At 58.0% G+C, this 26051-nt stretch carries 30 protein-coding genes; 28 read left to right on the top strand and 2 right to left on the bottom strand.

What is annotated here, in order from left to right; all coding sequences use genetic code 11:
- Window positions 1-78 precede the first annotated feature (78 nt).
- The 12 genes from rpsP to G7Y41_RS04115 all read left to right on the top strand — a co-directional run bounded on the left by rpsP (window position 79) and on the right by G7Y41_RS04115 (window position 9648).
- Entirely contained in the window at window positions 79-570 is a 492-nt protein-coding gene (rpsP, locus tag G7Y41_RS04060) for a 30S ribosomal protein S16 (protein ID WP_165218000.1), read from the top strand.
- Between the two features lie 2 nt (window positions 571-572).
- Window positions 573-812 (top strand): RNA-binding protein, encoded by a 240-nt coding sequence (locus G7Y41_RS04065; RefSeq protein ID WP_165217998.1) that lies wholly within the window; start codon window positions 573-575, stop codon window positions 810-812.
- A gap of 92 nt (window positions 813-904) precedes the next feature.
- On the top strand, window positions 905-1516 hold the full coding sequence (gene rimM, locus G7Y41_RS04070; protein ID WP_165315100.1) for a ribosome maturation factor RimM: 612 nt from the start codon (window positions 905-907) through the stop codon (window positions 1514-1516).
- A complete protein-coding gene (gene trmD / locus G7Y41_RS04075) occupies window positions 1516-2943 on the top strand; it encodes a tRNA (guanosine(37)-N1)-methyltransferase TrmD (RefSeq protein ID WP_165315099.1) in 1428 nt (475 codons plus the stop codon). The genes rimM and trmD overlap by 1 nt, the downstream gene beginning before the upstream one ends.
- Window positions 2944-3119: 176 nt before the next feature.
- Window positions 3120-3467, top strand: a complete 348-nt coding sequence (gene rplS, locus G7Y41_RS04080) for a 50S ribosomal protein L19 (protein ID WP_165217992.1) — start codon at window positions 3120-3122, stop codon at window positions 3465-3467.
- Between the two features lie 107 nt (window positions 3468-3574).
- On the top strand, window positions 3575-4357 hold the full coding sequence (gene lepB / locus G7Y41_RS04085) for a signal peptidase I (RefSeq protein ID WP_165217990.1): 783 nt from the start codon (window positions 3575-3577) through the stop codon (window positions 4355-4357).
- Window positions 4354-5043: a ribonuclease HII gene (rnhB, locus tag G7Y41_RS04090; RefSeq protein ID WP_165315098.1), complete on the top strand. Its 690-nt coding sequence runs from the start codon at window positions 4354-4356 to the stop codon at window positions 5041-5043. The genes lepB and rnhB overlap by 4 nt, the downstream gene beginning before the upstream one ends.
- A 53-nt stretch (window positions 5044-5096) precedes the next feature.
- Window positions 5097-5396: a DUF2469 domain-containing protein gene (locus G7Y41_RS04095; RefSeq protein WP_165217986.1), complete on the top strand. Its 300-nt coding sequence runs from the start codon at window positions 5097-5099 to the stop codon at window positions 5394-5396.
- A 170-nt stretch (window positions 5397-5566) separates the two neighbouring features.
- Entirely contained in the window at window positions 5567-5983 is a 417-nt protein-coding gene (locus G7Y41_RS04100) for a YraN family protein (protein ID WP_165217984.1), read from the top strand.
- Window positions 5984-6098: 115 nt separating this feature from the next.
- Window positions 6099-7550: a YifB family Mg chelatase-like AAA ATPase gene (locus tag G7Y41_RS04105; protein ID WP_331272612.1), complete on the top strand. Its 1452-nt coding sequence runs from the start codon at window positions 6099-6101 to the stop codon at window positions 7548-7550.
- On the top strand, window positions 7534-8721 hold the full coding sequence (gene dprA, locus G7Y41_RS04110; protein WP_165315097.1) for a DNA-processing protein DprA: 1188 nt from the start codon (window positions 7534-7536) through the stop codon (window positions 8719-8721). The genes G7Y41_RS04105 and dprA overlap by 17 nt, the downstream gene beginning before the upstream one ends.
- Before the next feature lie 15 nt (window positions 8722-8736).
- On the top strand, window positions 8737-9648 hold the full coding sequence (locus tag G7Y41_RS04115) for a tyrosine recombinase XerC (RefSeq protein WP_165315096.1): 912 nt from the start codon (window positions 8737-8739) through the stop codon (window positions 9646-9648).
- Between the two features lie 289 nt (window positions 9649-9937).
- On the opposite strand, the gene G7Y41_RS04120 is transcribed toward G7Y41_RS04115, so the two are convergent.
- Both G7Y41_RS04120 and G7Y41_RS10045 read right to left on the bottom strand, forming a co-directional pair.
- Complete coding sequence (locus tag G7Y41_RS04120) at window positions 9938-10522, bottom strand: hypothetical protein (protein WP_165315095.1); 585 nt, start codon at window positions 10520-10522, stop codon at window positions 9938-9940.
- Window positions 10519-11160 carry a M23 family metallopeptidase gene (locus G7Y41_RS10045; RefSeq protein ID WP_231367370.1) on the bottom strand — a complete coding sequence of 214 codons (642 nt, stop codon included), beginning with the start codon at window positions 11158-11160 and terminating at the stop codon, window positions 10519-10521. Before G7Y41_RS10045 ends, G7Y41_RS04120 begins: the two co-directional genes overlap by 4 nt.
- Before the next feature lie 399 nt (window positions 11161-11559).
- Between G7Y41_RS10045 and rpsB the strand changes: the two genes are divergently transcribed.
- The 16 genes from rpsB to G7Y41_RS04205 all read left to right on the top strand — a co-directional run bounded on the left by rpsB (window position 11560) and on the right by G7Y41_RS04205 (window position 25841).
- Window positions 11560-12459 carry a 30S ribosomal protein S2 gene (gene rpsB / locus G7Y41_RS04130; RefSeq protein ID WP_165217970.1) on the top strand — a complete coding sequence of 300 codons (900 nt, stop codon included), beginning with the start codon at window positions 11560-11562 and terminating at the stop codon, window positions 12457-12459.
- Between the two features lie 29 nt (window positions 12460-12488).
- Window positions 12489-13316, top strand: a complete 828-nt coding sequence (gene tsf / locus G7Y41_RS04135; protein ID WP_165217968.1) for a translation elongation factor Ts — start codon at window positions 12489-12491, stop codon at window positions 13314-13316.
- Between the two features lie 102 nt (window positions 13317-13418).
- Window positions 13419-14132: a UMP kinase gene (gene pyrH / locus G7Y41_RS04140; RefSeq protein ID WP_165217966.1), complete on the top strand. Its 714-nt coding sequence runs from the start codon at window positions 13419-13421 to the stop codon at window positions 14130-14132.
- 17 nt (window positions 14133-14149) lie between these two features.
- The gene (gene frr / locus G7Y41_RS04145) at window positions 14150-14707 is read left to right on the top strand and encodes a ribosome recycling factor (RefSeq protein ID WP_165315094.1); all 558 of its coding nucleotides are present in this window, start codon (window positions 14150-14152) and stop codon (window positions 14705-14707) included.
- Window positions 14707-15603 (top strand): phosphatidate cytidylyltransferase, encoded by an 897-nt coding sequence (locus G7Y41_RS04150; protein ID WP_165315093.1) that lies wholly within the window; start codon window positions 14707-14709, stop codon window positions 15601-15603. The genes frr and G7Y41_RS04150 overlap by 1 nt, the downstream gene beginning before the upstream one ends.
- Entirely contained in the window at window positions 15600-16850 is a 1251-nt protein-coding gene (gene rlmN, locus G7Y41_RS04155; RefSeq protein ID WP_165315092.1) for a dual-specificity RNA methyltransferase RlmN, read from the top strand. The genes G7Y41_RS04150 and rlmN overlap by 4 nt, the downstream gene beginning before the upstream one ends.
- Window positions 16847-17398, top strand: coding sequence for a DivIVA domain-containing protein (locus G7Y41_RS04160; RefSeq protein ID WP_165315091.1), 552 nt, complete (start codon window positions 16847-16849; stop codon window positions 17396-17398). The genes rlmN and G7Y41_RS04160 overlap by 4 nt, the downstream gene beginning before the upstream one ends.
- A gap of 16 nt (window positions 17399-17414) precedes the next feature.
- A complete protein-coding gene (dxr, locus tag G7Y41_RS04165) occupies window positions 17415-18632 on the top strand; it encodes a 1-deoxy-D-xylulose-5-phosphate reductoisomerase (RefSeq protein ID WP_165315090.1) in 1218 nt (405 codons plus the stop codon).
- Window positions 18633-18635: 3 nt separating this feature from the next.
- Complete coding sequence (locus G7Y41_RS04170) at window positions 18636-19871, top strand: M50 family metallopeptidase (RefSeq protein WP_165315089.1); 1236 nt, start codon at window positions 18636-18638, stop codon at window positions 19869-19871.
- Window positions 19872-20071: 200 nt separating this feature from the next.
- Window positions 20072-21205 (top strand): flavodoxin-dependent (E)-4-hydroxy-3-methylbut-2-enyl-diphosphate synthase, encoded by a 1134-nt coding sequence (gene ispG, locus G7Y41_RS04175; RefSeq protein WP_165315142.1) that lies wholly within the window; start codon window positions 20072-20074, stop codon window positions 21203-21205.
- A 15-nt stretch (window positions 21206-21220) separates the two neighbouring features.
- Window positions 21221-21712, top strand: coding sequence for a hypothetical protein (locus tag G7Y41_RS04180; protein WP_165217952.1), 492 nt, complete (start codon window positions 21221-21223; stop codon window positions 21710-21712).
- A gap of 137 nt (window positions 21713-21849) precedes the next feature.
- Window positions 21850-22317, top strand: a complete 468-nt coding sequence (locus G7Y41_RS04185; RefSeq protein ID WP_196819547.1) for a hypothetical protein — start codon at window positions 21850-21852, stop codon at window positions 22315-22317.
- Between the two features lie 96 nt (window positions 22318-22413).
- The gene (locus G7Y41_RS04190) at window positions 22414-24225 is read left to right on the top strand and encodes a proline--tRNA ligase (protein WP_165315088.1); all 1812 of its coding nucleotides are present in this window, start codon (window positions 22414-22416) and stop codon (window positions 24223-24225) included.
- A gap of 5 nt (window positions 24226-24230) precedes the next feature.
- Entirely contained in the window at window positions 24231-24722 is a 492-nt protein-coding gene (gene def, locus G7Y41_RS04195; protein ID WP_165217946.1) for a peptide deformylase, read from the top strand.
- Between the two features lie 242 nt (window positions 24723-24964).
- Window positions 24965-25468, top strand: coding sequence for a DUF3145 domain-containing protein (locus tag G7Y41_RS04200; RefSeq protein WP_165218483.1), 504 nt, complete (start codon window positions 24965-24967; stop codon window positions 25466-25468).
- 19 nt (window positions 25469-25487) lie between these two features.
- On the top strand, window positions 25488-25841 hold the full coding sequence (locus G7Y41_RS04205; protein ID WP_165315087.1) for a phosphopantetheine-binding protein: 354 nt from the start codon (window positions 25488-25490) through the stop codon (window positions 25839-25841).
- Window positions 25842-26051: the final 210 nt, after the last annotated feature.

Genomic DNA, 26051 nt, shown 5'->3' on the forward strand with positions numbered 1-26051 from the left:
CCGGAGAAAGCGTTGGTTCGTGTTTCCCACCGTTCTCGCGCCGCCTCCACACCGATTGATACAGGAGTGACCACTCAAGTGGCAGTTCGAATTCGCCTCAAGCGCATGGGCAAGATCCATGCGCCCCAATACCGCGTTGTCGTTGTCGATTCCCGCAAGAAGCGTGACGGCCGCGTCATCGAAGAGATTGGTATCTACGATGCCATGCCGAATCCCTCGGTGATTCGCATCGATTCTGATCGCGCACAGTACTGGCTCGGTGTTGGCGCACAGCCGTCCGACCAGGTTCGTCGCTTGCTCGTCCTGACGGGCGATATCGCGAAGTTCAATGGAAAGAAGGATGCTGTTTCACGCGTCCTCATTTCCGAGAAAGATAAGGCAGCTCTCGCAGCTGAAGCGGTGAAGGCCGCCGAAGCTGAAGCCGAGAAGAGCAAGGCCGCGGCCTCCGCCAAGAAGGCTGAAGAGGAAGCTCAGGCTGCTGCTGAGGCAGCGGCAAAGGCTGAAGCCGAAAAGGCTGAAGAATCAGACGAAGCTGCTTCAGAAGAAGCCGCTTCCGGTGAGGACGCCTGAGCATGCTTGCGGATGCGCTAGAACACTTGGTCAGCGGAATCGTCGATCATCCTGACGACGTTCACGTGTCTTCGCGCTCCATGCGTCGCGGACAGCTGCTCGAGGTTCGCGTCAACCCCGACGATCTCGGTCGAGTGATCGGCCGCGGCGGGCGCACCGCACGCGCTTTGCGTACGGTGATCGGAGCTCTGTCGACTCACGGCACCGTTCGCGTCGACGTTGTTGACACCGATCGCGAGTAAACACCATCACTTTTGCGGGGAGGGATCCGAAAAGCTCGGATCCCTCCCCGTTGTCTATGACTCATCGACACCGTACCTTTTTGGGAGGACACGTGAAACTGACCGCCGCCGTGATTGGGCCAGCACACGGACTCAAAGGCGAGGCGCTCATTGACGTGCGCACCGACGCCCCTGAGATCTTCACCGTCGGCGCAGTTTTTGACGTGTCGCCTCCTCGTACGACAAAGCCAAAGAACGCCGGCGTAATCTCAAATTCCCCGGCCCACGAGAACGACACAACACCCGCCGAGACCAGCGAGGCACAGCTGCCTGAGTCTGTGACCATCGCGTCGGTGCGGGTTCACAAAGATCGCGTCCTCGTCCGCTTCGACGAAGCATCATCACGAGAATCCGTTGAGAAATTACGCGGAGCTCACTTGCTTGTTGATGAACACGAAGAAGAGGACGCGTGGTACGTTCACGACCTCAAAGGCCTCGACGTACGTGATCTTGACGACCGTCATCGTGGCGTCGTTGCCGGAGTTCAATCGGGTGCGGCTCAGGATCTGCTCCTTGTTCGCGTCGACGGACGCAACGTCATGGTGCCTTTCGTCGAGGAGCTTGTTCCCGAAGTCAACATCGAAGGCGGCTACGTGCGTGTCGATGCAATTCCCGGACTTTTTGACGACAACGCGGTGAGCGCCGACGCACAGGGGAGGCAGTGATGCGTTTTGACTTGGTGACGATTTTCCCGGAGTATTTCGAGCCGCTGAACCTTTCCCTCATGGGGAAAGCCTCAGATGCGGGAGTTGTGGACATCGCGATTCATCACTTGCGAGATGTGACCACCGACCGTCATCGGACAGTTGATGACACGCCCTTTGGTGGGGGAGCAGGCATGGTCATGCGCCCCGACATCTGGGGGCGTTGCCTCGATAATCTCCTTGACGACGAAATCCCGACAGATACATCGGACAAGGATGGCACGGTTGGTCACCTGAGTGATGATGGAACCGAAGATCAGGGGCAGAAGCCACCGCAGGTGGACCCGTCTACGCAGCGCCGCGTACTGGCGATTCCTAGCGCCGCAGGCGTGCCCCTGACTCAGGCGATCGTTGAAGACCTCGCATCGGCCTCGCACATCATCGTTGCCTGTGGTCGCTACGAGGGTATCGATCAACGAGTGGCTGACCACTACCGGCAACGAGACGTTGAGGTCCTTGAATTCTCAATTGGAGACTATGTTCTCAACGGCGGAGAGGTGGCCGCCCTCGTCCTCGTCGAAGCCGTTGCTCGACTCCTAGACGGATTCATGGGGAATCCTCACTCCCTCGAGGAAGAATCCTACGAAGGAGGTCTCCTTGAATATCCCGTGTACACGAAGCCGCGAGAGTGGAATTCCCTCCCAGTTCCCGATGTTTTGCTCAGTGGCAACCATGAACGGATCCGTCAGTGGCGCCTCATGCGTGCCATCGAACGAACCGTGGAGCGCCGCCCCGATCTGTTGACAAAAATTGACCCCGCGTCCCTTGGCTCAGCGGGTCGTGAACGCCTTGCTTCGTTGGGTTATGCCCTGGGGGCACCCGGTCAGGTGAGTCGCCTGACTCTTCGAGAAGCTCACATTGACGAGGGCGACGCGCTGGCTGACCTTGCCGCGCGAACCTTTCCGCTGGCGTGCCCTGAATCCCTGCCACGCGAAGCGATCGACGCATTCATCGCCGAGGAACTGTCACCGCAAGCATTCGCGTCGATGCTTGCAAGCCCGCACTCTCATCGGATTCTTGTCGCGCAGATTGACGGACAGCTGGTGGGCTACACCCTTACTCTTCTGGGAGAACCCGAGTCCGTTCCCGCGGGTATTGCGAAAATGCGTGGAGTGGGAACCGGGGGGGCCTACTTGTCGAAGTGTTATGTGGATGCTCAGTGGCAGGGGAGCGGCATTGCTGGGGCCCTCATTGAAAGGGCTGCTGAGGACGCCGCCTCGCTGGGTGCGCGATTCCTTGTTCTGGGAACGAACGAAGCCAACGCGAGGGCTCAAAAGTTCTATAAGCGTCACGGCTTTAGGAAGGTTGGGCGCCGGACCTTTGATGTTGGGGGTGTGGTGAACCGCGATGTTGTACTCGTGCGCAATCTCACGCCTGATGAGGAGTGAGGACAGGAAAAATCCTCGCTGAGTGTTGAGCAGATATGGGAAACTAGAGAGTCGATCCGATCGGATGAAACCTGCCGCAGGGGGACATCACGCGGTTGGATCGCATGATCGCTGCGGGCACGTTCCCGCCGAATAACGACGTAGCTGACCTGCGGCGGATGCGTCAAGGAGCACACATGCAGAAGCTGGACATCGTTGATGCCCCTTCACTGCGCGATGACATTCCGTCATTCCGCGCGGGTGACACCCTCAAGGTTCACGTGAAGGTCATCGAGGGTAACCGTTCCCGTATTCAGGTCTTCCAGGGCGTCGTTATCGCTAGGCGCGGTCACGGCGTGTCAGAGACCTTCACGATCCGTAAGATTTCTTTCGGTGTCGGCGTGGAACGTACTTTCCCGCTGCACGCCCCGACGATCGATAAGATCGAGATCGTCACCAAGGGTGCCGTGCGTCGCGCCAAGCTCTACTACCTGCGTGATCGTCGCGGCAAGGCCGCGAAGATCAAGGAGCACCGTTCGAACTAATCGGCGGTGAGTCTCCCGGTTCAGGGGTTGTGGCCCGGTACCCTCGTTGTAGGGTGCCGGGCCACAGTACGTGCAGAGCCCGAATAATGCAGATGTCAGGAGACCATATGAGTGGGGAAACCCTCGCATACGACGCGAAACGTGCGGGTATTGACCCGGGTCCATCCCATTTGCCGTCGATTCGACAGATGGAGATGGAAGAGGAGCGCCGTCGGAAAAGTCCTCTGAATTGGCTCAAAGAGTTTCTGACGATCGTTGTTGTCGCGCTTGTCATATCGACTCTTTTGCGTGCCTTCATTGTTCAGGTTTTCTGGATCCCATCCCCTTCGATGCGGAACACTCTCATTGAAAAAGACAGAATCGCCGTGTCACGCATTGATGCGTTGACGAAGAATATTCGGCGAGGCGATGTCGTTGTCTTTCGTGATGATATGGGGTGGCTTGGCAAACCCGAGGAAGCCTCAACGAACGTTGGTCGCATGTTCACTCAGTTCGGCGAATTCACCGGCTTCGTTCCTGCCGGTGGTGAGCAGACCCTCGTTAAACGCGTCATCGGTGTGGGAGGAGACCACGTGACGTGCTGCACGGCAACTGGGCAGCTCGCGGTCAATGGGAAGCCTGTGGATGAGCCCTACATTGCGGACGGTCAAGCGCCCTCGAACATTCCATTCGATGTTGTTGTTCCCAAAGACAGCCTGTGGGTCATGGGTGACAATCGTGGGAATTCTGCGGATTCTCGCTATCACATGGGACAGGGCGAATACCCTTATATTCCCGTTTCCTCCGTTGTTGGCACGGTACAGGCAGTGATTTTCCCCTTCAATCGTTGGACAACGAACATTGGTCATCGTGAAGTCTTCTCCGACACTCCGGATGCTTCGCAGCGATGAAGCAGCTGGCAACAAGCGACGTTGAACAGGATTTTGCCCGTCGTTATGGCGTAGTCGCCGGAATTGACGAGGTCGGGCGCGGCTCTTTGGCAGGTCCGGTTGCAGTCGGCGTCGCCCTCGTCGATACACACACCGGCCCAGCTCCCACGGGACTGACGGATTCTAAGCTGCTGACGGCGAAACGCCGGGAAGCATTGGAACCGGAAGTTGCCCAATGGGTGATCGATAGTGAAGTCGGGTGGGCGTCTCCGGCGGAAATCGATGCTGTGGGAATCATTGGTGCCCTCCGATTGGCGGGTTTACGGGCGTTAGGGCAGTTGCAGATGCGTGGCCACACCCCCGGGGTGATCCTCCTCGATGGCTCTCACAATTGGCTGGCCGCCGGAAATGATCTATTCTCCTGCGCCGCGCTTGTCCAGCAGGGCAGAGATGACAACGTCACGGTGTTTGAGGGAGCGCTTCCCAAGGTGGTGACGCACGTCAAAGCGGACGCAGCATTCACCGTGGTGTCAGCTGCGTCGGTCTTGGCGAAGGTTTCCCGTGATCGCCTGATGGCGAGCGTTGATGATCCTGGGTACGACTGGGCGAAGAACAAAGGATACGCGTCGCGCACCCACGTCGCGGGTCTGAAACTTTTGGGGGCCAGCGATTTTCATCGCAGATCGTGGAACCTCCCACTGGGTTAAGGCGCGCCGGTGAGAATGAGCGGCTACAGGTCAAGGAAAGGCATGATAGTCGCGTGAGTGACGAAATTGAAGGTTACGAGAATTCGCTGGAACTGGAGCTTTTCCGGGAATACCGGGATGTTATCGGCCTGTTTAAGTACGTTGTTGAAACGGAACGACGCTTCTACCTCTGTAACCACGTTGATGTGCAGGCCCGGCAGGTCGGGGGTGACGTGTACTTCGAGCTGACCTTGAATGACGCGTGGGTCTGGGATATTTACCGTTCCTCGCGCTTCGTGCGTTCGGTGCGCGTGGTCACCTATAAAGACGTCAACGTTGAGGAATTGTCGAAGCCTGAGCTGGATATCCCGTAGTTCCTGGAATTTTTCACCGCTCAACGCGGCTCGGCTCCGATGAGCTGGAGTGGACCAGGCCGTCGGTTATCCACAGGTTGATCTTTCCCCCGCATCTATCCACAGGATGCGGGGGAATTCTTGTTGGGCCAGACGAAAAGCGCGATTGTGAGAGCCGGAGGTGACAACCGATGGCAGAGGATCATCGTCAAAGACTGGGTGACGCCGGTGAACGCACGGCTGAGCATCTATTGTGCGAGTCTGGGTTGGAGATCATTCACCGGAAGTGGAGGGATGGACGGTGCGGAGAACTTGATCTCATTGCACGAGATTCCCACACGCGTACTGTCGTGGCTGTTGAGGTGCGCACGCGAATAGGAGTCAGATGCGGAACCCCTCTTGAGTCCGTGGACCGTCGCAAGATCCGGATTCTTCGGCGGCTTGCGGGCGCGTGGGCGGCGCGCAATGACCGGTCGCTTCCGATGCGGATCGACATTGTCGCGATCACTCTTCCTTGCTCGGCCCGCCAGCGGATTTCCAGGGGAGACATCCCGGATGACTTGCGGGAACTTGGTGCTACATGCGAGTGGATACGGCAGGTCGCATAATGTCGGACACCCATCTTGCCGTTGCCCGGTCAGTTGCGATGGTCGGATTGGACGGCCACATCGTTGATGTTGAAACACATGTAGGACGAGGACTCGTCGCCTTCACACTGTCGGTTTGCCGGATGCTTCTTTACGCGAAGCAAAAGACCGTGTGCGTTCGGCATTGCAGTCGTGCGGCATTGAGGTCATCAACAGACGCATCACCGTCAACCTCTCTCCGGCAGGTCTGCCGAAGTCAGGATCAGGTTTCGATGCTGCGATTGCAGCATCAGTTCTGATGGCTGCTGGAAAACTGCCGCAACGTGCCCTCGATCGCACGGTCATCATTGGTGAACTGGGCCTCGATGGATCAATGCGGGCTGTTCCAGGGGTCTTGCCTGCACTCGTTACTGCCCGTTCTCAGGGGATCACACGAGCGATCGTTCCTGCCGAATCTGCCGCCGAAGCACGCCTTGTGTCAGGAATAGATGTGGACGCCTTTGAGCATTGCGCAGACATGGTCAACGCGCTCGGTGGCCGTGCGGTTCGTCCGGTTGCCTATGGTGGCGGCTCACTTAGTGGGGGAGAGACATCAAGCCAACGGAAACCGGTTTTGGGCGCGGCGATTGATCTGTCGGATGTGCGCGGTCAGGACTTTGCGGTGAACGCGCTGACAATCGCCGCTGCGGGTGGTCACCATGTGTTCCTCGTGGGGCAACCCGGCTCAGGGAAAACAATGCTTGCGGCGCGCTTGCCAACGATTCTTCCCCAATTGGATGACGAAGCGGCGTTGACCGTGACATCCCTTCATTCCATCGCCGGGGTTTTCCGCGATCGGCAGGAATTGATCCGTACTCCTCCTTTGCAGGCTCCACATCACAGCGCAACGATGGCAGCGATGATCGGCGGTGGATCGGTGCGGATCATCCCGGGAGCGGTTTCTCTTGCCCACGCCGGAGTTCTCTTTCTCGATGAGGCAGCAGAATTTCCTTCGGCGGTTCTTAACGCTCTGCGTCAACCTCTAGAGGAGGGCATCGTGACGATCCACCGGGTCCGTGGCTCAGCCCAGTTTCCCGCTCGTGTTCAGTTGATCCTCGCTGCGAACCCCTGTCCCTGCGGCGGGGGAAGGGGACGAGGACGAGCATGCACCTGTTCATCAATCGTTCGCCGGCGCTATCTTGCACGGCTTTCAGGCCCTCTGCTTGACCGGATCGATATCACGATCGGTATGAGGGTCCCAACGCGAGCGGATCTTGCCCGCACGGCAGCACCGTCCTCGTCCCTGGTTCGCGATCGCGTGGCCGAGGCCCGTCAGAGGGCCATCCACAGATTGAAAGACACTCCGTGGCGCTTGAACGCTGAAGTACCGGGCCGTTGGGTCAGAGAACACTCCGGAATCGATACGGCACTCGTCACTCGGCTTGATCGTGCGATTGATCAGGGCAGTGTGTCAATGCGCGGGGCTGATCGGGTTCTGCGTCTCATGTGGACCTTGGCAGACATGGATGAACGCCGGAAACCGCATTTTGATGATCTCGCGCACGCGCTGACCTTGCGAACAGGAGGTCCTGATGGGGCAGATTTTTGACGACGCGCACATCCACGCGGCCTGGTGGACAGGAGTTATCGAACCCGGTGATCTCTACGCGTCGGCCCTTCGCGCAGCGCTTGGAGATGAGGAGGCTCGCCTATGGGCGCAGGCAAAACACCCGGGGCCGCTGCCCACGCGCTTGCTCGGGCCGAATCGTGACTGGGAGGGAGCGTGGAAGAAATGGCACTCACGAATCGACGGTCTCGATGCTGTGGCGTTACTTGAGCAGGCCAACACCCTGGGGCACCAACTGGTCATTCCGTCAGATCAGGACTGGCCGCGTGTCCTAAGCGACCTTGGACCGACTGAACCGGTTGGACTGTGGATCAGCGGAACATTACCTGCATCCGATCGCTGTATTTCCATCGTTGGGGCGCGTGCTGCAACACAGCGAGGTGAAATGCTCGCAGCCGACATTGCCTGTTCACTGGCTGAGCGAGGTTGGGCCGTTATTTCCGGGGGAGCGTTCGGAATCGACATCGCAGCTCATCGCGGATGTCGTGCCGGGGAAGGGCAAACAGTCGTTGTTCTCGCAGGGGGTATCAGTCATGTGTATCCCGTAGCGCATGCCGATGATTTTCGTTGTATTCAAGAAGGCGGAGGAGCCCTTGTTTCGGAAGTTCCTGCGCATTGGCGTCCGGCAAAATGGCGTTTCCTTGGGCGCAATCGGCTGATCGCTGCGTGGGGGAGAGGAACAGTTGTCGTTGAAGCGGGGATGCGTTCCGGTGCTCTTGCCACTGCCCGGCGGGCAATGGAACTTGGTCGCCCGGTGGGAGCTGTTCCCGGCCCGGTTGAATCTGCGCTGTACACCGGATGCCACGAGCTGATTCGTCATGGGGCAACGCTCATACGTGATGCCGACGACTGTAGTGAATTGATCGAACCAATGGAGATCAGAATGCAACAGCCACTCTTTGGTGATCCTGTCACCGCTGATCACGGAACCGATGGGCTTGCCCCTACGCTCAGGAGAATTTGGGAGGCCTTGCCGATGCGACAAGGAACCTCAATTTCACGTGTTGCCAGAGTCGCGGGCCTCTCCCAAGACGAAGTGCTTCGCGGTCTCGCCGAGCTTGAGCTTCTCGGGTACGTGCGTTCCGGATCGGGTGGATATCGTCGAAACCCGCGTTACACCTCCAAGGCTGCAACATCTGGGAGCACCCCGTGAGCTTAGAATGACGACATGACCGAAAGTCTTGTGAACCAGTGGGTGGATTACTTGGAGCATTCACGCGGCTTTTCCCGTCATACGCTCCGCGCCTACCGACGTGACCTCACACAATTTCTTGTCAGCATTGGCCGCGACGAATCAGTGACCGCTCAACAGCTTCAAGATGAGATGACCACGAGACGTCTGAGGGCATGGCTTTCTCAGATGTCTGCTGAGGGAGCTTCACGATCAACAACGGCGCAACGAGTTGCCGCAATACGTAACTTCACGGCCTGGGCAAACGATCATCATGTGATGACAACGGATCCTGCAGCAGTTCTTGTCACTGCACGGGCTGATCAGAAACTCCCCTACGTCATCGACGCTGAGGATGCTGCCACCCTCATGAATCACGCCAGGGACCACGTCAATGAGGATGAGCCGCAGACTGTACGTGACTGGGCGATTCTCGAATTGGTCTACGCGACAGGAATACGTGTCGCCGAATTATGTGCCCTCGATACAACCTCGCTTAACGAGGCCGAGTCCAGTCTCAGAGTCATCGGTAAAGGAAATAAGGAACGCGTTGTTCCCTACGGAGAGCCAGCTGCACGTGCCCTGAATGAATGGATGACCCGCGGTCGACCAAATCTCGTGGCGGATCCGTCGAATCGAGCGCTTTTCGTTGGTGTCAAAGGGGGACGCATTGATCAGCGTGTTGTCCGGGGAATGCTCCACAGGATGAGTGCGCGAGCCGGAGTGCATGACCTGGCTCCGCATGCTCTGAGGCACACCGCGGCAACACATATGCTCCAAGGCGGTGCCGACCTTCGAGCCGTCCAGGAGCTGTTGGGACACTCCTCGCTCCAGACGACGCAGCGGTACACGCACGTTGACACTCAACGCCTTTCGCAGATTTATCGACAGGCGCATCCGCGCGCGTAGGGGCGAAGACCACGCCTCGCACACCTTGGTATGCCGATGTCTATTGTTTGGTCTGGGCGTTGGCAGCTGCCGCCGGCTCTCAGTGGTGGTGTTTAACGTGGTTTTCCTCTGTGATAACCGGTGGGGTTGGGGATAGCTCTGGTTCTTTCGGGGGGGGGCAAACTATTGATTTGGTAGGGGAAAACGCGTTACACTTTTATCCGCAGGGTCGCCACCCTGGGTCAGGCTTGAAATAACAGTCGGATGAACTTCGGTTTTGACACAGCGCCCGGGCTAAGCGTCCCGCATTTTAGTTCAGCTGGATTCCCATAAAAATGTCTCCGTCCTCAGCCATTAAGAATAAACGTCGTATCTGTCGCTCCGAGAAGTTTTGACGAGAAGAGTCGTATTTCTTCACCTGTGATAAAAGTTTCGGGAAAGTAGACGATTCTCCAATATCGATGACGAAAATATCTTTAACGACCCCATGTTTCAGTGCTTTTACTACGGCAGTAGATATATCTTTAACGATTGTGCTACCTTGAACGATTGTACACTTTAATTCTGTTTTCTGACTGTCGTTCGTCAGCCATATAAAGTCGTTCGTTGGTGACGCTCCCACACCCGGTACATATTCAGCTCGTGAAATCCATCTCACTCGCTCTCCGCGTTTCTCGAAGCGTTCCAGGAAGTCAAGCTCGTGTGCTTCGAGAAGCTGGTCCGTCTCGTGAACTTTGGTTCGGGCTTCATATGGTGTTCGTGCGTATCTCCAGACTTGAACCTTGGCGTGGCCAACACGAAGCTGTTTTGTGAAAACAACGGCGAGGGACGAGGACGAGGCAGAGCTGTGCTCCGGCATGACGCAGACACGTTGCGATATTGCGACGGTGATCATCCATCCCAGGGTTTGAGCACGATGTCTCCAATAAGTAGACGCAACGGATCCACATAAGTTTTCTTCCCCGTTTTTGCACCCCAGTGCAGTCCTCCGGGAATATGTCCTGCCTCGAGGCGAGCAAGAACATCGCCGCGTACAACGTGCTGTCCCTGATGGACAAGAGGCGTGACCGGCTCAAAAGTTGACGTGATTGCGCCGTGGCGCACCGAGACAACCCCACGGTTAACAACGGTCCCTGAGAAGGAGACAACACCATCGGCAGGTGCCCGAATTATTGCTCCTTGTGTGACATCAAGATCTACACCGCGGTGTCCCGGAAGCCAATCGTGGGCGGGTGGGGCGAAGGAACGGATCACCGAAACGGGATGCCCTGTGGGCCATGACCACGGACGAGAGGATGATTCGTTGGAGTGAGTCATGGGCGAGGCCGTTGCCCCTGGAACGGTGAAGGCGAACGTCATGACAGCAATGAGTCCAACGATCCTTCGAGACCGTGAGTAGGGACGAAGATGTGCACGATGAAAGCGCCTGTGACGTCGGGTGTTTACCGCACGTACAGCAGGAAGCGGTGGACGTGTGGGTACCGGATTCACGGATGAGATACGGGCGGTGATGCGCGAGAGAATGTGATGCATGGACAGTACTTTCGGGCACCGCTGACAAACGCGCACACGCTTTGCGTGGACCTGTGGATAAATATGCCTCGCACATAGATACGCGGCGGCTTAAGGTGCGTGTCCGTCCTCGTCCCTTGGAAGGTGTGACGCGACAAGCATCACACGGGCCGGATTGGGGACCGGTGAAAAGACCCACTACCATGAGAGGACGTCCGTCTAATGCGGATGAATTCGCGTGCCATTTCCGCGCACTCCGTCATTTAATGACGGCACGGGCGCGGGCTGACATGGGCAGGTCCCTTCGGGGTCCCATCCGGTATGGCACCAGGGTCCATTCAGGACTTCTGAATAGGACAACAACCGAAACCGAGGCGCAACGCGCCCACAAGCCCACATACGTGGGGAAAGGACGATTCAATGGCAGTCGTCACCATGCGTCAGCTGCTGGAGTCGGGTGTCCACTTCGGACACCAGACCCGTCGTTGGAACCCGAAGATGAAGAGGTTCATCCTCACCGAACGCAACGGTATCTACATCATCGACCTGCAGCAGACGATCGCCGACATCGACATTGCGTACGACTTCGTCAAGCAGACGGTCGCGCACGGAGGAACGATCCTCTTTGTCGGCACGAAGAAGCAGGCTCAGGAAGCCGTCGCCGAGCAGGCACTCCGCGTCGGAATGCCCTATGTCAACCACCGTTGGCTCGGCGGTATGCTCACCAACTTCAACACCGTTGCCAAGCGACTTCAGCGCCTGAAGGAACTTGAGCAGATCGACTTTGATGATGTCGCAGCCTCGGGGCACACGAAGAAGGAACTGCTGATGATGCGTCGCGAGAAAGACAAGCTCGCCCGCACCCTCGGTGGTATTCGTGACATGGCTAAGGTCCCCTCAGCTGTGTGGATCGTTGACCCGAAGAAGGAACACCTCGCGGTGTCCGAGGCTCGTAAGCTCAACATCCCGATCGTTGCCATCCTCGACACGAACGCCGATCCGGACGAGGTCGACTACCGGATCCCCGGCAACGACGACGCCATTCGCGCCGTTGCCCTCCTCACCCGCGTTGTTGCCGATGCTGTTGCCGACGGTCTGCTTGCTCGTTCCGAGGCTCGCAAGCCCAACTCGCAGGAAACCGCAGAACCGCTGGCTGAGTGGGAACGCGAACTCCTTGAGGGCGATGCGAAGACCGAGGCACCCGCTAAGGACACGGCTGCCCCCGCAGCTGAGGCCACCGAAGAAAAAGCCGAGGCAGCTGAAGCCACCGAAGAAAAGGCCGAGGCTCCCGCCGAAGCCGCCACACCCGAGCAGAACTGAAAATCTCAACCACGGAAGGACGACACTCAATGGCGAATTTCACCGCTGCTGATGTCAAGGCGCTGCGTGAGCAGACCGGCGCCGGAATGATGGACGTGAAGAAAGCTCTGACCGAGGCTGATGGCGACGCCGAAAAGGCGCTGGAAATCATCCGCCTCAAGGGTCTGAAGTCGCTGTCCAAGCGCGAAGGCCGTCAGGCCTCCGCCGGCCTCCTCGTTGCCCATAGCGCCGATGGTGTCGGTGTCATGGTCGAGGTCAACTCCGAGACCGACTTCGTTGCGAAGAACCAAAAGTTCATTGATTTCGCAAACGAGGTTCTCCAGGCCGCTGTTGCGTCCAAGGCCAGTGATGTTGAGTCGCTGCTTGCGGCTGAGATGAAGGACTCAACGGTTCAGGATCAGCTCAACTCGATGGCCGCAGTTATCGGGGAGAAGCTCCAGGTCGGACGCGTTGTTCGTGTCGAAGGTGAGAACGTTGATCTCTACCTCCACCAGACCAGCCCGGATCTTCCTCCGCAGGTCGGCGTCTTCGTTGTGACCGATGCTGCTGGCGCCTCCGTCGCACACGACATCGCCATGCACGTTGCCGCTTACATGCCCGCCTACCTCGACCGTGACCACGTCCCGGCCGACGTTCTTGACAAGGAACGCGCGACGCTTGAAAAGATCACCCTCGAAGAGGGCAAGCCCGAGCATATTGTCCCGAAGATTGTTCAGGGACGCCTCGAAGCCTTCTTCAAGGACAACTGCCTGGTTGATCAGGCCTACGCACGCGATCCTTCCAAGTCCGTTGCTCAGGTCCTCAAGGAGGCCGGTGCAACCGTGACGCAGTTCGTCCGCGTTCACGTCGGCGCCTGATGACACGTTGATGGCCCCGCCGAATGGCGGGGCCATCACGGTATTCACCTCAAACTTATTCAATCAACGTCCGATTGTTCCCAGCCTTTAAGGAGAATGGCCATGTCTGCTCGACGCGTATTACTCAAACTTTCCGGCGAGGCTTTCGGCGGTGGAAACGTCGGTCTTGATCCCTTAGTCGTTCGCGATATCGCACAACAGGTTGCAACGGCTGTGCGCCAGGGAATTCAGGTTGCCGTTGTCGTCGGAGGTGGCAACTTCTTCCGCGGCGCGGAACTTGCGAAGTCGGGCCTCGACCGGTCTCGCGCCGATTACATGGGCATGCTCGGTACGGTGATGAACGCCCTCGCACTGCAAGACTTCATTGAGCAGTCCGGAGTCCCGGCACGCGTTCAGTCTGCAATCACGATGACACAGGTAGCTGAGCCCTACATTCCTCTTCGTGCGATACGCCATCTTGAAAAGGGACGCGTCGTGATCTTCGGTGCGGGTGCCGGGATGCCGTTCTTCTCGACGGACACCGTGTCGGCGCAGCGCGCACTCGAAACCCACTGCGATGAGCTCCTTGTTGCGAAGAACGGCGTTGACGCCGTGTACGATTCGGATCCGAAGACGAACCCGGATGCGCACCGTTTCGACTCCTTGACCTACTCTGAGGCACTTGCAAGAGACCTCAAGGTCATTGATGCCGCAGCTCTTGCTCTTTCGCGAGATAATGGCCTGACAACACGGATCTTCGGAATGTCCGAGCCGGGTAACGTTACTTCAGCATTAATGGGTGAGAGAATCGGTACTCTAGTGACGGCTGAAGCCTGATTGCAATAGGAGCAACAATGATTGATGAGATCCTCCTCGAAGCTGAGGACAAGATGGATAAGGCCGTCGTTGCGGCCACAAATGAGTTTGCAAACATTCGTACAGGCCGAGCCAGTTCCGGCATGTTTGAGCAGATTCTCGTTGACTACTACGGTGCGCCAACGCCCATGCAGCAGCTGGCGTCGTTCCAAATCCCTGAGGCGCGAACCGTTCTGATCTCACCATTTGACCGCACTGCCACACAGGAGATCCTCAAGGCACTGCGTGAGTCCGATTTGGGAGTGAACCCGACCGATGATGGCAATGTCGTCCGAGTGATTCTTCCGGCATTGACTGAGGAACGTCGCAAGGAATACGTCAAGCAGGCAAAGACGAAGGCCGAGGACGCACGCGTGTCCGTGCGCTCCGTTCGCCGCAAAGCCAAGGAAGCCCTTGACCGCCTGAAGAAGGACGGCGAGGCAGGCGAGGACGAGGTCGAGCGCGCTGAAAAGTCACTGGAATCAGTGACGAAGTCTCACACGGAAAAAATTGATTCGCTGCTCGAAGCGAAAGAAAAAGAGCTTCTCACCATCTGATGTCAGCCGAATCCCTCTCAAACGTTGTGGGTCGGATTCTTCATCCCGGTCCAACACGGGAGGGAGAGCCGCTCGCAGAAACCGGTCGTGCCGGGAGAAATCTCCCGGCGGCGATCACCACTGGGGTCATCCTGGTCACGGCACTCACGCTGTCGCTTGTGTTTGCGCATGACCTGTTTTCAGTGGTGATTGCCGTGCTCTGTATGGGAGCGATCTGGGAACTTGGTGGTGCATTCGCCCGGCTTGGGATCACCATTGCAGCGGCTCCGCTGTATGTGGGAGCCGTTGGTATTCTCACGTGCGCATGGCTTCTGGGTGCGGAGGCATTGCTTTTCGCGCTGTACATCACGGTATTTGCTGTGATTACGTGGAGGATTCTTGAACAGCGGTCGGCCTCGCGTATCTACGATGTTGTCGCGTCGATCTTTGTTGCCGTCTATGTTCCCTTCGCCGCCTCGTTCTTCCTCTTGCTCCTGCGCGATACAGGGAATCCGTGGGCAGTCGGTGCCGTTGTCGCGATGGTTGTTGCCAGCGACACCGGGGGCTGGGCTGTGGGAGTTCTCATCGGTCGCCACCCCATGATTCCGCGGATCTCCCCGAAGAAATCGTGGGAAGGCTTCGCGGGGTCTGTGGTCGCCGCAATCGGCGTGGGAGTCACCTTTTTTGCTCTGTCACAGGCCCACTGGGCCTGGGGCATTGCCGCGGGAGTAGCGGCGGCTTTTATCGGAACAATCGGTGACCTGACGGAATCACTGATTAAGAGAGAAGCCGGACTCAAAGATATGTCACGGCTGCTTCCAGGACACGGTGGCGTTCTTGACCGGGTGGATTCACTCCTGATGTCCGCACCGGTTCTTTACGTCATCATTTCGGCAGCGTTTGGAACAGGTCAATGAGTAGCCCCACAATTCGTTCTCGCCGCGAGGTCCGTCCAACGGATCAGGCTCCGGAAGGAGCACGCTCACCGGATGCGAAACCGGTACTGTCGTTCACCGCGAAGCGCCGTGGTAAACCACCCGTTCATCTGGCAGACGTTGATCTCGCAGCACGTAAGACGATACTCAAGGATGCAGGATTCCCCGCTTTTAGGGCGGATCAGTTGTCTCGCCACTATTTCGAGCATTTCACCGGTGATCCGGCATTGATGAGCGATGTTCCCTCGGCAATGCATGAGGCGATTTCTCATACATTCTTCCCTCCGCTGGTCTCTGAGGTCATCACTCGGCAGGCCGATGATGGGTTGACTCTCAAACATCTGTGGCAGCTCTTTGACGGGGCCCGCGTTGAGTCGGTGCTCATGCGGTACTCAGAACGCACGACGCTGTGCGTGTCTTCGCAGGCGGGGTGTGGCATGGCCTGTCCGTTCTGCGCCACAGGGCAGATGGGGTTGACACGGAATCTCTCGACGGCGGAAATCATCGATCAGGTGCGCGCTGCTCAGGCGGCGTGTCGTGACGGCGCCCTCGCCGGAGGCCCAACCCGACTGTCGAATGTCGTGTTCATGGGGATGGGGGAGCCACTGGCGAACTATAAAACAGTGATTCAAGCACTTCACCGTCTCATTGACCCGGCACCCGAAGGATTCGGCATGTCGGCACGCAATGTCACCGTGTCAACCGTTGGCCTCGTCCCGGCAATCCATAAACTTGCCGCTGAGGCGATGCCGGTGACGCTGGCTGTGTCCCTTCACGCTCCCGATGACGATCTGCGTGACGACCTCATCCCGATTAATTCCCGCTGGAAAGTTGGGGAGTTGTTGGACGCTGCTCGATCCTACTTTGTGGCAACGGGACGACGCGTATCGATCGAATATGCCTTGATTCGGGATATGAATGATCAGCAGTGGCGTGCTCAGCTGCTTGCCGATGAACTCAATCGGCGTGGCCACGGCTGGGCACACGTCAATCCAATTCCCCTCAATCCCACTCCCGGATCGATTTGGACTGCCTCGACTCGGCGTGCTCAAGACACGTTCGTGCGGACTTTGCGTGACAATGGGATCCGAACAACGATTCGCGATACGCGCGGATCCGATATTGACGGTGCGTGCGGACAGTTGGCAACCGCAGTGAAGGAAGGGCGGGTTGTCACAAACGGTCCGACGCCATTAGGCATGCCCGACATGAAGAAGGAGACACGATGAGCGACGCATTCCCCACTGTGAGCGTCTTCAGACGAGGATACGATCCCGAATCGGTCGAGGCTTTTTTTGAGGACGCCCGCCGCGCGTACGAAGGTGGGGTCCCCGCAGAAGAATTCAGCGCAGTTCAGGTTCGTCAGGCGACGTTCACTCTCAAGCGCCGCGGCTACCAGATCGAGGCCGTGGATGCAGCAATGAATCGCCTCGAAGCGGCGTTCGTCCAGCGTGACCGCGCCGATCACATCGCTGTCAACGGCGAATCCGCGTGGTATGACCGCATCGCCGATCGTGCAACAACGCTGTATCCACGTCTGCAACGTCCCCGAGGTGAGCGTTTCTCGCATCCAGAGTCTGGCCGGGGATACGATAAGTCAGCGGTTGATGATCTCCTTGATCGTCTTGCTGGATACTTCGATGATCGCAACGACATTTCAGTGCAGGACATTCGTCGGGCGGTTTTCCCGCCAGCTCGTGGAAAGAAGGCCTACGCGGAAGGCCCGGTCGATGCCTACCTCGGGCGTGCGATCGAGATCCTCCTCGCCGTTGACTGACGGACCCAGGTTTCACATGTCGTCATGTAGACAGGTCGTTGTTCTTGGCTCAACAGGGTCGATTGGTACGCAAGCTCTTGATGTTGTGTCCCAGCATTCAGATCGGCTCAGGGGTGTGGCGCTCGCTGCGGGCGGTGGAAACATCGAGCTCCTTGCGCGTCAGGCCATTGATCACGAGGTCGAGGTGGTCGCAGTTGCCTCACGCAGAGGCTCTGAGCTGCGCGACGCAATCAGTGCTCTTGCTCCGGGCGGGAAGATTCCGCAGATCATTGAGGGGCACGATGCTGCAACTCAGATCGCGGGTTCGTTCCCCGACGCTGTGGTTCTCAACGGAATCACCGGGGGAGTCGGGCTGGCTCCCACTCTTGCAGCGCTGAACGCCGGGTCGGTTCTTGCCCTGGCAAATAAGGAATCACTTGTCGTTGGCGGGCCGCTCGTACGCGAGGCTCTTCGTTTTCCTGGCCAGGTGGTGCCGGTGGACTCAGAGCATTCGGCAATTGCTCAGGCACTTGCCTCGGGAATCCACGAGAAGGGACTGACTTCCCGGGTCGTTACAGGGCGAACGGAAGTCGCTGATCTTGTCTTGACCGCATCGGGGGGACCGTTTAGGGGCCAGTCGCGTGCTCAGCTTGCCGATGTGACTCCCGCTCAAGCACTGGCTCATCCGACATGGAATATGGGTCCGGTTGTCACCATCAATTCCTCAACTTTGGTCAATAAGGGTCTGGAACTGATCGAAGCGTATCTTCTTTTCGACGTTGATCCTGACCATATTGTCACAACGGTGCATCCTCAATCGATCGTGCATTCAATGGTCACGTGGAAAGACGGAGCGACAACTCTCCAAGCGTCCCCTCCCGATATGCGTCTTCCGATCGCTTTGGGACTGACGTGGCCTGAACGGCTCGACACAATCGAAAAGCCTCTGACGTGGTCTACTTTCCACAAGTGGACCTTCGAGCCGATTGACGTTGTGACCTTCCCAGCGGTCAAGCTTGCACGCATGGCGGTGTCGGAATCGCAGACGCATCCAGCGGTCTACAACGCGGCGAACGAAGCTCTTGTTGACGCGTTCCTCGCCGGTCGTATTCGGTGGCTCGATATCGTCGACATCCTCGCAGATGTGCTTGAGGCCCATGACGGCACGGATCATCCCTCTCTCGAGACGATTCGTCACGTGCAGGAATGGGCGAGGACGACTGCCGAAGCACGCATCCACGCAAAGGAAAGGTAACTCGTGTCCTGGATTTGGGGAGTGCTCGTTGTTGCGGTTGGCCTGGTAATTTCTGTGGCGCTCCACGAGTTGGGGCATATGATCCCGGCGAAGCGTTTCGGTGCTCTTGTTCCCGATTATTCCATTGGTTTCGGTCGGGTTCTCTTCTCGAAGCAGTGGGGCGAAACGCGAGTGAATGTTCGCGCGATTCCGTTGGGTGGTTTCGTTCGGATCCTCGGAATGTATGCGCCGGCAAAGCAGGGGACCCGGACAGTAAATTCTCGAGGACGCACGACTCTTGCCGAGGAAGCGCGCCAGGCAAGCCGGGATGAATTGGGGGAACATTCAGCGCGAGCCTTCTATTTACTGCGCCCCTGGCAAAAGATTATTGTCATGGTTTCGGGGCCGTTGATGAACCTCATCATCAGCATCGCCCTGATGTTCGTTGTCATGGTGGGGATTGGTTCCCCAACGGCAACGCTTCGTCTTGACGAGGCCGCGCCTACGGTGTCCACGGCATCGGGAACGAGGACGGGGCCGGCTTACGAAGCGGGATTACGAGCCGGTGACACGATTCGCGGCGTTGACGGAGCGCCGATAGGTACGTGGCGGGAGTTCCAGGAGAAGATTTCTTCCGGCACTTCTCAGTCAGTGGCGGTGACCTTTGAGCGTGATGGCGTCACGCAAACGGTCGATGTTGTTCCGGTGATTTCTTCGGCGGGTGGACGTGTTGTCGGGGTGCGTTCGGCGGTGGATTACGTTCCTGCCAGTGTGTCGTCTGTCGCTGAGGCCACGTGGGTGACGATGTCTCAGACCGCTGCGGTGGTGGTTCGTCTTCCTCTTGCACTCTGGGATGTGGGTGTGTCGCTGTTTACTGATGAGCCGCGTGACGCGTCCGGAGTGATGTCGATCGTTGGTGTTGGTCGGGTTGCCGGTGAGGTAACGGCAAGTCCCGATACCACAGGAACGGGGGATTGGCGTCCGAAAGTCGCTGTTCTCCTGTCATTACTTGCCTCTGTAAATATGGCGCTTTTCGTTTTTAATCTCATTCCCTTGCCGCCTCTTGATGGTGGACACATTCTCGGTGCGGTGTACGAGGGCGGGGCGCGCCTGGTTGCGCGTCTGCGGGGACGTCCCGATCCGGGACCGGCGGATACAGCGAAACTTGTTCCGTTGACCTGGGTTATGGCCTCGCTGTTGGTTGCCATGACGATTCTTCTTGTTGTTGCAGATATTGTTGATCCGATCCGGATGTTCTAGACGCATAGGAGACGCACCGGTTGTGCGTCAAGCCAGAGCAATTCGGCGGGCGGTGACGTGAGCAATTCAGCGGGCGGTGCGTGTGAGAGTATTAAGGTCCGCGGCGATGTGAGCAATTCGGTGCGCCGAGGCTCCCGCGTCGGTGCGACTTCATGGGGGCACTGGGCAATAATGGTCGGGTGACTGAAATTTCTTTGGGTATGCCTCAGGTATTCGGATCGCCTTTTCCTCGCAAGAAGACGCGGCGTATCGACGTGGGTTCCGTTCCCGTTGGTGGGGGGGCACCGGTGTCGGTTCAGTCGATGACGACAACGAAGACTCACGATATTGGGGCTACGCTTCAACAGATCGCCGAGCTGACGGCCGCGGGATGTGACATTGTTCGTGTTGCCTGTCCAACGGACAAAGACGCGGAGGCACTGCCGATCATTGTGCGCCAGTCCCGCATCCCTGTGATCGCGGATATTCATTTCAACCCGAAGTATGTTTTTGCGGCAATCGAGGCTGGCTGCGGTGCGGTGCGCGTCAACCCCGGCAATATCCGTAAGTTCGATGACCAGGTCAAGGAGATCTGTCGGGCAGCGTCGGACGCAGGTGTTTCGCTGCGCATCGGAGTGAACGCGGGTTCCTTGGATCCCAGGCTGCTGAAGAAGTACGGGCGGGCTTCGGCGGAGGCTTTGGTGGAGTCCGCGGTGTGGGAGGCAGGTCTTTTCGAGGAAAACGATTTCCACGATTTCAAGATTTCCGTCAAGCACCACGATGTGCTGACGATGATTGAGGCGTATCGGCTGCTGTCTGAAAAAGGTGATTGGCCGCTTCACTTGGGCGTGACGGAGGCAGGACCGGCATTCCAAGGAACAATTAAGTCCGCGGCGGCTTTCGGTGTGCTGCTGGCCGACGGCATCGGCGACACGATCCGCGTGTCCCTGTCTGCTCCTCCCGTTGAAGAAATCAAGGTGGGAACGAAACTCCTGGAATTCCTTGGTCTGCGTCAACGCACCCTGGAGATTGTGTCATGTCCGTCGTGCGGACGCGCTCAAGTGGATGTGTGGACTCTCGCAGATGAAGTAACGGAGGGCTTGAAAGACCTGACGGTTCCGCTTCGCGTTGCCGTCATGGGCTGCGTCGTCAACGGTCCCGGTGAGGCACGCGAAGCTGACCTGGGAGTCGCATCTGGTAACGGAAAGGGCCAGATCTTCATCCGGGGGAAGGTTGTTGAAACGGTTCCCGAAGACCAGATCGTTGAGACTCTGATCCGGCACGCGAACGCTTTGGCCGAAGAGATGGGCTTGGAAGAGGGCAGCGGGTCCGTTGAGGTTTCCCCGGCCGTGTAAGAAAGGAGCGCGTCAATGCGTGTTCGTTCAGTAGTTCTGTGTGGTGTGACTGCGGGTCTTGGTGCGGTCTTGGCGTCGGGTTTCCCTCTGCGTGCGGGGCTCACTCGGTCCCAGGCTGCTGTGTCTTTGCCGGGTGATCTCATTGTGCCGATGGCAACTGTTGTCGCTGATCGGGGAATCGAGGTGCGCGCCGATGTCCACACTGTGTGGAGTGTTCTTGATGCCGCTTTCGAGCTCGACGACGAGTCTGCCCTGATTGATCGCGTTGAGGATTCGCACATTCTCTTGCGTGTTGCCACGCCGGGAAGTGGGGACGAGGACGAACGGGCTGGCACATGCGTTATCGCTCTTGAACCGATCACCTCGGACCGTACCCTCATTCACCTGCGGGAACGCCATGTGACTCACACGCGAGCACAGCGGGCACAACTCATCGCTTCCTTCGCGTTGGAAGCTCCAAGCGCGTTGGCAATGCTTCGGGATTTGAGGAACGCAGCGCAACGATAATCGCGGATTGCTCACGGCAGCATCCTTTGTCAGCGATGAGGAATCGGCCATCCGCATGCACCCGCGGTCGCGTAGACTGTCCGTAGACTTTTTGGTTCGATGCGGTGAGGGATCGAGGCGCAAGGGAGGCACATGTTATGACGCAATGGGGCGGAGTCATCATGCTTGCTGGTACCGGACTCGGGATTCTTGCTGCATGGTTGTGGCTGTGGGCGGGTCTCGACCGTCGGGCGCGTGCTCTGTCAATCGAACGTATCTCCCCGGTGTCATCGCGCGTTGCATTCCCGGCAATTCAACGGATCATTTGGCCACTTGTGCCGCTGGTGGGGCTTGCGTGGATTGCGACGGCTCAGGTCTTTGCCCAGTCGATCCTTGGGCGTAGTTCCGATGCGGCAATGCTCGTGGTTGCTTTCCTTTTCCTCGTCATTATCGGCGTTGGACTGCTGGCTGCGTTTCGCGGGCCTCTTCCTGCGTACATGTATCCGGGGTGGCGTGCTGAGCGTTTCTACTGCGCTCATCCGGGGCGTGTCTATGAGGAGCTGTCGGAGCCGGAGGCGCGTCGTTTCTGCCGCAAACATCAAATCTCGGTTGCCTTAACCACGTGAGAGTCGCGGCGGGAGAGCCGGGGGAGAGAGCCGGTGTGAGGCAGTCGAATGAGCTGAGGTCGCCGGAGACTGTGATGGTGAACTAATCTGGGAGCCGTGCTAAAAACTCTCTCTTCATATTTCCTTCGGACGCTGCGAGAGGACCCAGCGGATGCTGAAGTCAACTCGCATAAGCTCCTCGTGCGGGCGGGGTATATTCGCCGCGCTGCGCCGGGAATCTACACGTGGCTGCCGCTGGGCCTTCGCCTCCTGCGCAACGTCGAGCAAGTGGTCCGCGAAGAAATGGACGCAATGGGTGCCCATGAGGTGCATTTCCCTGGGCTTTTACCGGCGGAACCGTACAAGGCAACGCAACGCTGGGACGATTACGGTCCCACACTTTTCACATTGCAAGACCGTAAGGGGGGTGACTACCTCCTGGCTCCAACACACGAGGAAATGTTCACGCTCCTCGTCAAAGACATGTACTCCTCGTACAAGGACCTGCCCCTGAGCCTCTACCAGATTCAGACGAAGTACCGCGACGAGGCTCGCCCGCGCGCCGGCCTCATCCGTGGGCGCGAGTTCGTGATGAAGGATTCGTATTCCTTTGATGTCACCGACGAAGGCCTCGACCAGTCCTACCTTGCCCATCGCAAGACCTATCAGCGAATCTTCGAGCGTCTCGGGCTTGAATACGTCATCGTTTCGGCAATGTCAGGAGCGATGGGAGGGTCGCGTTCAGAGGAATTCCTCTATCCCTCACCGATCGGCGAAGACACCTTCGTTCGTTCTCCCGGTGGCTATGCGGCGAATGCGGAGGCTGTGACAACTCCTCCCCCCAGTCCTCACGATGCTTCGGGCGTTCCCGCCACTGAGGTTTTTGATACCCCCGAGTCATCGACAATCACCGCTCTTGTTGAGCTGCTCAACGCTGAGTATCCGCGTGATGACGGACGAGAATGGACTGCTGCTGACACGTTGAAGAACGTTGTCGTTGCGTTGACGCATCCAGATGGTCGGCGTGAGCTTCTCATCGTTGGTGTCCCCGGTGACCGCGAGGTTGATATGAAACGCCTCGAAGCATCGGTTGCCCCCGCTGAAGTTGAAATGGCCACTGACGAGGACTTCGAGAAACACCCCGAACTGGTCCCCGGCTATATCGGGCCTCTGGTCATTGGCCCGAACTCTCCGGCACGCACCATTGACGAGGATGGGGTCCCGCGCGGCTCCGTGCGTTACCTCGTTGACCCGCGCATCGTTGAGGGAACTGTGTGGGTGACCGGTGCGAACGAGGACCGTCGCCACATGATGAACTTGGTGATGGGGCGTGACTTTGACGTTGATGGAACGATCGAGGCCGCAGAGGTGCGCGAAGGTGATCCCGCTCCTGACGGCTCTGGTCCGCTTCATCTCGAACGCGGTATCGAGATCGGACATATCTTCGCTCTGGGACGTAAATACGCTAAGGCCCTCAACCTGACGGTGCTTGATGAGAATGGCAAGTCCCAGGTTGTGACGATGGGATCGTATGGAGTCGGCGTGTCACGCGTCCTCGCTGCGCTTGCTGAATCCAGCTGTGATGATCGTGGCCTTGCCTGGCCTGCGGGTATCGCCCCCTTTGACGTTCACGTCCTCGCCACGGGCAAGGGGGAAGAGGTGTTCGACGCTGCTCGCACGATAAGTCAGCAGCTTGACGCTTCCGGCCTCGATGTTCTTTTCGATGATCGTCGTAAAGTCAGCGCCGGAGTGAAGTTCGCCGATTCTGAGCTGATCGGTATTCCCCTGAGCATCGTCGTTGGTCGCGGACTTGCTGAGGGCAAAGTCGAGGTCCGTGTTCGTCGTGGCGATCGCAAAGAAATGCCCGTCGACGAGGTCGTTGACTACGTGCGATGCCTCCACGAGGAACTCATCAGGGAAGGCAGGTAAGCAACATGGCGATTCGTGACATTCGGATCATTGGTGATCCGGTTCTGCGTACTCCGTGCGACACGATTACTACGATTGACGACTCCGTGAAGTCCCTCGTTGAAGATCTTCTTGAGACCGTTGATATGGATGGCCGAGCAGGACTGGCGGCCAATCAAATCGGTGTTGGTCTGCGCGCGTTCTCGTACAACATTGACAAGGAGATTGGGTACGTTCTCAATCCCCGCATCGTTGAGATGAGCGAGGACGAGTACCAGGACGGCGATGAGGGATGCCTGTCGGTACCGGAGCTGTGGTACCCAACGAAACGCGCATGGTATGCGCGTGTTGAAGGCATTGACCTTGACGGCAAGCCGGTGATCCTTGAAGGTGAAGAGCTGATGGCTCGGTGCCTCCAGCATGAATGCGATCACCTCGATGGAATGATCTACATCGACAGGCTCGACCGGGCTACTCGCAAGAAGGCTCTGCGCGATATCCGCAACTCGGATTTCTAAGGAGTGAAGCCTCGGCTGTTCGTGGGAGACTGCTGTATTTTGACGCACACACACGGATCATTGAGTGTCGACGTCTTCCCATCGTGGCATTGCCGGCATGGTGATGAACGCGGCACGCCCGCTATCGACTTGGGATAGCGGGCGCGAACGCGTATCCTAGGTGAAGACACCGTGAATCATTGGTTTCTCAGGTTGATGAGGGCGTAGGGGAAGACGATCCTCAACAGCAACCGGAGGTCACAATGAAAGGGACATATACCCGCGGTGTACTTTTCGTGCATTCAACACCGCCCGCACTATGTCCACACATTGAGTGGGCAGTCGGCACCGCGCTCGGTCAGGAGATTCATCTCCAGTGGACCGATCAGGATGCTGCCCCCGGAATGGTGCGCTGCGAATTCTCCTGGGTCGGACAAACGGACTCAGGAGCGCGGATCGCCTCAGCATTACGCGGCTGGGAACACCTGCGCTACGAAGTCACGGAGGAACCAACCGCCCTAAGTGACGGAGGCCGGTGGTGCCACACGCCGTCGCTGGGGATCTTCCATTCCCAAATGGACACGGTCGGTAATGTCGTTGTTCCCGAAGATCGTGTTCGCGCAGCAATTGAACGCGCCCATTCCTACGAGGAACTGCGTGAAGCGCTTGACCTTGCCCTAGGGCAAGCATGGGATGACGAACTTGAACCCTTCCGTCATGCGGGAGCTGGTGCTCCCGTGCGCTGGCTCAACAACCGCGTCGGCTAGTCACGCGGAGGACACGACTATGGGAACCATCGCTGAACTTCTCGGGTACTCTCTCGAACCTGACCCCGATGCCACGGGCGCTGATTCGGGGGAAAATGCGGGCTCGTCCTCGGTCATTGACGCGGGAGCGAATGAGAAAGCTGATGAGCAGCGGGAAGTCGCGATGGCGATTGTTCTCGATGAATGCGACCTTGCTCCCGCGCAGGCGCGTGCAGATCTTACTCTCCGTGAAGACCTTGAGATGGATGATCTTGTGCTCTATGCGATTGTGTCGCGGATGGAACATGAGATGAAAACATCGTTGAGTGACGACGAGGTGCGCAGTTGGGTCACTCTCGGTGATCTCCTTGACGCGGCAGCTGCCGTTGGGTAAATCTCTGCCAGAGCTTTCTCGCCGACGTGCTGATGCGTTGTCACGGATGGTGCTGCGCCTCCCCTCACGGCGAACTTTCCTGAAAATATGCCAATTTTTTAAGGTTCGCGGTGCTCAATTGTGCGATGCCTGACAGTATCAGATGATGAGAAAAACGCGATGAATCGCCCTTTTGTGGAGGCGAGAGTCCTATATAGTTAGGACGAAAGT

It is taken from the genome of Schaalia sp. ZJ405 (genome assembly GCF_011038885.2).
Lineage (GTDB): Bacteria > Actinomycetota > Actinomycetes > Actinomycetales > Actinomycetaceae > Pauljensenia.

Bases quoted from the DNA above. Each gene is read 5' to 3' on its own strand.
- G7Y41_RS04065 (WP_165217998.1), top strand. From the start codon at position 573: ATGCTTGCGGATGCGCTAGAACACTTGGTCAGCGGAATCGTCGATCAT.
- trmD (WP_165315099.1), top strand. From the start codon at position 1,516: ATGCGTTTTGACTTGGTGACGATTTTCCCGGAGTATTTCGAGCCGCTG.
- rplS (WP_165217992.1), top strand. From the start codon at position 3,120: ATGCAGAAGCTGGACATCGTTGATGCCCCTTCACTGCGCGATGACATT.
- lepB (WP_165217990.1), top strand. From the start codon at position 3,575: ATGAGTGGGGAAACCCTCGCATACGACGCGAAACGTGCGGGTATTGAC.
- rnhB (WP_165315098.1), top strand. From the start codon at position 4,354: ATGAAGCAGCTGGCAACAAGCGACGTTGAACAGGATTTTGCCCGTCGT.
- G7Y41_RS04100 (WP_165217984.1), top strand. From the start codon at position 5,567: ATGGCAGAGGATCATCGTCAAAGACTGGGTGACGCCGGTGAACGCACG.
- dprA (WP_165315097.1), top strand. From the start codon at position 7,534: ATGGGGCAGATTTTTGACGACGCGCACATCCACGCGGCCTGGTGGACA.
- G7Y41_RS04115 (WP_165315096.1), top strand. From the start codon at position 8,737: ATGACCGAAAGTCTTGTGAACCAGTGGGTGGATTACTTGGAGCATTCA.
- G7Y41_RS04120 (WP_165315095.1), bottom strand. From the start codon at position 10,522: ATGATCACCGTCGCAATATCGCAACGTGTCTGCGTCATGCCGGAGCAC.
- G7Y41_RS10045 (WP_231367370.1), bottom strand. From the start codon at position 11,160: ATGCATCACATTCTCTCGCGCATCACCGCCCGTATCTCATCCGTGAAT.
- rpsB (WP_165217970.1), top strand. From the start codon at position 11,560: ATGGCAGTCGTCACCATGCGTCAGCTGCTGGAGTCGGGTGTCCACTTC.
- tsf (WP_165217968.1), top strand. From the start codon at position 12,489: ATGGCGAATTTCACCGCTGCTGATGTCAAGGCGCTGCGTGAGCAGACC.
- pyrH (WP_165217966.1), top strand. From the start codon at position 13,419: ATGTCTGCTCGACGCGTATTACTCAAACTTTCCGGCGAGGCTTTCGGC.
- frr (WP_165315094.1), top strand. From the start codon at position 14,150: ATGATTGATGAGATCCTCCTCGAAGCTGAGGACAAGATGGATAAGGCC.
- G7Y41_RS04150 (WP_165315093.1), top strand. From the start codon at position 14,707: ATGTCAGCCGAATCCCTCTCAAACGTTGTGGGTCGGATTCTTCATCCC.
- rlmN (WP_165315092.1), top strand. From the start codon at position 15,600: ATGAGTAGCCCCACAATTCGTTCTCGCCGCGAGGTCCGTCCAACGGAT.
- G7Y41_RS04160 (WP_165315091.1), top strand. From the start codon at position 16,847: ATGAGCGACGCATTCCCCACTGTGAGCGTCTTCAGACGAGGATACGAT.
- dxr (WP_165315090.1), top strand. From the start codon at position 17,415: ATGTCGTCATGTAGACAGGTCGTTGTTCTTGGCTCAACAGGGTCGATT.
- ispG (WP_165315142.1), top strand. From the start codon at position 20,072: ATGCCTCAGGTATTCGGATCGCCTTTTCCTCGCAAGAAGACGCGGCGT.
- G7Y41_RS04180 (WP_165217952.1), top strand. From the start codon at position 21,221: ATGCGTGTTCGTTCAGTAGTTCTGTGTGGTGTGACTGCGGGTCTTGGT.
- G7Y41_RS04185 (WP_196819547.1), top strand. From the start codon at position 21,850: ATGACGCAATGGGGCGGAGTCATCATGCTTGCTGGTACCGGACTCGGG.
- def (WP_165217946.1), top strand. From the start codon at position 24,231: ATGGCGATTCGTGACATTCGGATCATTGGTGATCCGGTTCTGCGTACT.
- G7Y41_RS04200 (WP_165218483.1), top strand. From the start codon at position 24,965: ATGAAAGGGACATATACCCGCGGTGTACTTTTCGTGCATTCAACACCG.
- G7Y41_RS04205 (WP_165315087.1), top strand. From the start codon at position 25,488: ATGGGAACCATCGCTGAACTTCTCGGGTACTCTCTCGAACCTGACCCC.